We start from the raw sequence: 3002 nt of genomic DNA on the forward strand, positions 1-3002 counted from the left end.
AAGAAAAAAAGAGAAGAACCAAAGTTTCAGATGGGGGATAATGTCTTCATTTCATCAGAAGAAGAGATGGGGATCGTTTACAAAGGTCCTGATGACAAAGGGAATTACATCGTTCAGGTCAAAGGAGAAAAACGGAATTATAACCATAAACGGTTAAAACTCCATATTCCTGCGAAAGAGCTTTACCCTGATGATTACGACTTTAATATTATTTTCAAGTCGAAAGAATACAGGAAGATAAGGAAACAGCTCGATCGAAAACATGTAGAAGGGCTGACACTTGAGGATGAAGAGTAAGCAACCGCTTATTTCTGGGGAGAAGAATTCCTTTCGTGCTATGATGAAATTAAATCAAGTGTGATGAGGTGAACATCATGAGCAAACGCTTAAAATGGTCCATCCTGGCAGGAGCGTTGTTGCTGATTGGAGTTTTTGTCATTCCAGAAGCTTATGCTTATTTGACGAAACGTAATTACGAGAGTGTGGCCGTTACAGACAAAGATATTCCAGAGGGATCAAAGGTGGCGACGTTCGCGGGTGGTTGTTTTTGGTGTATGGAGCCTCCATTTGAAAAATTGGAAGGCATAAGTGAAGTCGTTTCTGGGTACACAGGCGGAGATACAAAAAATCCAACGTTTGAAGAAGTTTCTGCAGGGGGAACGGGTCATGTGGAAGCAGTCCAAGTGTACTATAATCCGGAAAAAATCACCTATGAGCAGCTGCTTGAAGTGTTCTGGAGACAGATCAACCCGACAGATAATGACGGACAGTTCGTCGATCGAGGATATCAGTATACAACAGCGATTTATTACCATTCAGAACAGCAGAGAAAGCTGGCGGAACAATCCAAACAAGCGTTAGCGAATACAGGTCGTTTTGAAAAAGAGATCGTAACAAGAATTGAAAAAGCAGAAGAATTCTATCGTGCCGAAGAGTACCATCAGGATTATTATAAAAAGAACGAACTCAGGTATAAATTTTACCGCGGCAACTCAGGTCGTGATGACTATTTAGAGAAGACTTGGGGAGAGGACCGAAAACTCAATCTCCCGGAAAAATGAAAAAACGGCCCGCTTGTACAGCATACAAGCGGGCCATTCTTATAATAATTAATATTGTTTGGATTCCTTAGGAATATCCGGATTAGTATCCATATCAAGATTGGAGTAGCCGACAAAACCGAAGCCGATCACGATGAACATAAGAATTGCAAATAATACTTTCCTCATTCTAACTTTCCTCCGTTACACTGAAAAATTCATTTGAATTCACATATAATGTCGTTTAAAACAGAATAATGCAGAAAATTGTCGATAATTAAAAATTCCTACTATATTGTACTTACAATTTGTAAGAATATCAAGCTTATGTGAGACTAAGAAACGATTTTTAAGCCGACCACACCGGCAATGATACATACAATGAAACCGATTCGACTAAGACTTACTCCCTCTTTGAAAAAGAAAATCCCTAACAGCACAGTACCGACGGAGCCGATGCCCGTCCATATGCCATAGGCTGTCCCGATCGGGAGTTCTCTAAGCGACAGCGAAAGAAAATAAAAACTTGTTGCACCAGATAGAAGGGCCAACAGGGAAGGTGTTCGTTTCTTAAACCCGTCCGATAGCTTTAAGAAGAACATCCCGAACATTTCACCCATGCCTGCAAATAATAAAAAGATCCATGCCATAGAAAAACCCTCCTACTCAGTTTGTGTTTCTTCAGATGATCCATTCGAAAATTTTAAACCAATTATTCCTATGATTAAGAGACCAATAAAAAAGAGCTTCCCAGCGCCACCTGAATCGCCAAGAAACATCATTCCGATTAATGCTGTACCTGTTGCACCTATTCCAGTGAATACCGCATAACCAGTACCTATATCAATCATGCTTAATGCTTTTGTGAAAAAGTAGAAACTAATTCCAATGCTGACCACAGTCAATGCTGAAAAGAACGGGTCTGTAAACCCCTCAGAAAGCTTCAGCCCGATCGCCCAACCAATTTCAAACACGGCTCCCAATAAAATGTAGATCCATGCCATAGTTCATTCCTCCAGTTCCGGATCCTTGATCCCAAGCCAGAATATATTCCAGCTCGCTTGTTGTCTTTGTTCAAATACGGATTTATCATAGAAGTTCTCTTCTAAGAAAAGACCGTCGATTAACGTATAAAAAGCAGACGTCAACGTATCAGTAGAAAGAGGGCGCAGTACCTTTTCTTTAATGCCTTTTTCAATGACGGGGAGGATAATAGCGGTCATATTTCTTTCTACCATCAAAAAAACTTCTTTGATCTGTTCAGAGAATTCTTCCGGTGGGAAGAAGGTGACACGCTTAAAAAACATCCCTTCCGTCGAGTCTGCCATATGATTCAAATAGGACCGATAGATATGATGTAAGCGTTCATAAATTGTATGGTCAGCAGACAAATCCGCCTGCGAAGCTAAATAATCCATTTCTATTTTTGCTACATCCTCGAGCACGTTAAGAAAGATCGCTTCTTTACTTTCAAAATGATTGTATAAAGAAGGCTTCTTTATACCGACGGCCTCGGCAATATTGGCTAAAGTAGTGTTTTCATATCCATGGTTTGCGAATAAAGTTAAACTCTCATCTAATATTTTTTGTTGGGTCATACCATCACCTCGTAACTAACTAACGTTCGTTAGTCTAATTATAGCATGGGGATTTTTATGTGTCCATACTGGAAATCATTCGACATGTTTAGTCAATAATAGATAGGGAATTGATAACTAATAGCTTTCATAATTTTTTACTAAAACAAGAGAAGGGTGTTGAAGCGGTGAACACATACAGATTGGATCGATTTGAGGGGACGTTCGCCATTTTGGTGCACGAGGAAGCAGGCGGTAATGAACTTCCAGTGTTAAAAGAACGATTGATCGCTTCCGCAAAGCCAGGGGATTTATTGAGGATTGATTTTGACAGTATGGGAAGCTTGAAAAGCGTTGAGATTCTCCCGGAAGTCAACAAAATGGA

General features: G+C 40.0%; 5 protein-coding genes and 1 pseudogene. 3 read left to right on the forward strand and 3 right to left on the reverse strand.

Annotated elements, in window-relative coordinates; translation table 11 throughout:
• Together LD39_RS23310 and msrA are read left to right on the forward strand one after the other, a co-directional pair.
• Positions 1–297, forward strand: a pseudogene (locus LD39_RS23310) (endonuclease MutS2); the annotation flags it as partial.
• A 77-nt stretch (positions 298–374) separates the two neighbouring features.
• Positions 375–1061 carry a peptide-methionine (S)-S-oxide reductase MsrA gene (msrA, locus tag LD39_RS20080; RefSeq protein ID WP_035552715.1) on the forward strand — a complete coding sequence of 229 codons (687 nt, stop codon included), beginning with the start codon at positions 375–377 and terminating at the stop codon, positions 1059–1061.
• A gap of 314 nt (positions 1062–1375) precedes the next feature.
• On the opposite strand, the gene LD39_RS20085 is transcribed toward msrA, so the two are convergent.
• Genes LD39_RS20085 through LD39_RS20095 form a run of 3 tightly spaced genes read right to left on the reverse strand, consistent with a single transcriptional unit; the run spans position 1376 to position 2638 of the window.
• Positions 1376–1690, reverse strand: a complete 315-nt coding sequence (locus tag LD39_RS20085; protein WP_035552718.1) for a multidrug efflux SMR transporter — start codon at positions 1688–1690, stop codon at positions 1376–1378.
• 12 nt (positions 1691–1702) lie between these two features.
• A complete protein-coding gene (locus tag LD39_RS20090; protein ID WP_035552721.1) occupies positions 1703–2044 on the reverse strand; it encodes a multidrug efflux SMR transporter in 342 nt (113 codons plus the stop codon).
• Positions 2045–2047: 3 nt separating this feature from the next.
• Positions 2048–2638 carry a TetR/AcrR family transcriptional regulator gene (locus tag LD39_RS20095; RefSeq protein WP_035552725.1) on the reverse strand — a complete coding sequence of 197 codons (591 nt, stop codon included), beginning with the start codon at positions 2636–2638 and terminating at the stop codon, positions 2048–2050.
• A gap of 167 nt (positions 2639–2805) precedes the next feature.
• Between LD39_RS20095 and LD39_RS20100 the strand changes: the two genes are divergently transcribed.
• The coding region (locus tag LD39_RS20100) for a DUF3006 family protein (RefSeq protein ID WP_035552728.1) at positions 2806–3002 on the forward strand (197 nt) is incomplete at its 3' end.

This window comes from Halobacillus sp. BBL2006, assembly GCF_000786645.1.
Classification (GTDB): domain Bacteria; phylum Bacillota; class Bacilli; order Bacillales; family Halobacillaceae; genus Halobacillus.

What these genes read in the sequence shown, in the direction of transcription:
- msrA (WP_035552715.1), top strand. Translation starts at nt 375, where the DNA reads ATGAGCAAACGCTTAAAATGGTCCATCCTGGCAGGAGCGTTGTTGCTG.
- LD39_RS20085 (WP_035552718.1), bottom strand. Translation starts at nt 1,690, where the DNA reads ATGGCATGGATCTTTTTATTATTTGCAGGCATGGGTGAAATGTTCGGG.
- LD39_RS20090 (WP_035552721.1), bottom strand. Translation starts at nt 2,044, where the DNA reads ATGGCATGGATCTACATTTTATTGGGAGCCGTGTTTGAAATTGGTTGG.
- LD39_RS20095 (WP_035552725.1), bottom strand. Translation starts at nt 2,638, where the DNA reads ATGACCCAACAAAAAATATTAGATGAGAGTTTAACTTTATTCGCAAAC.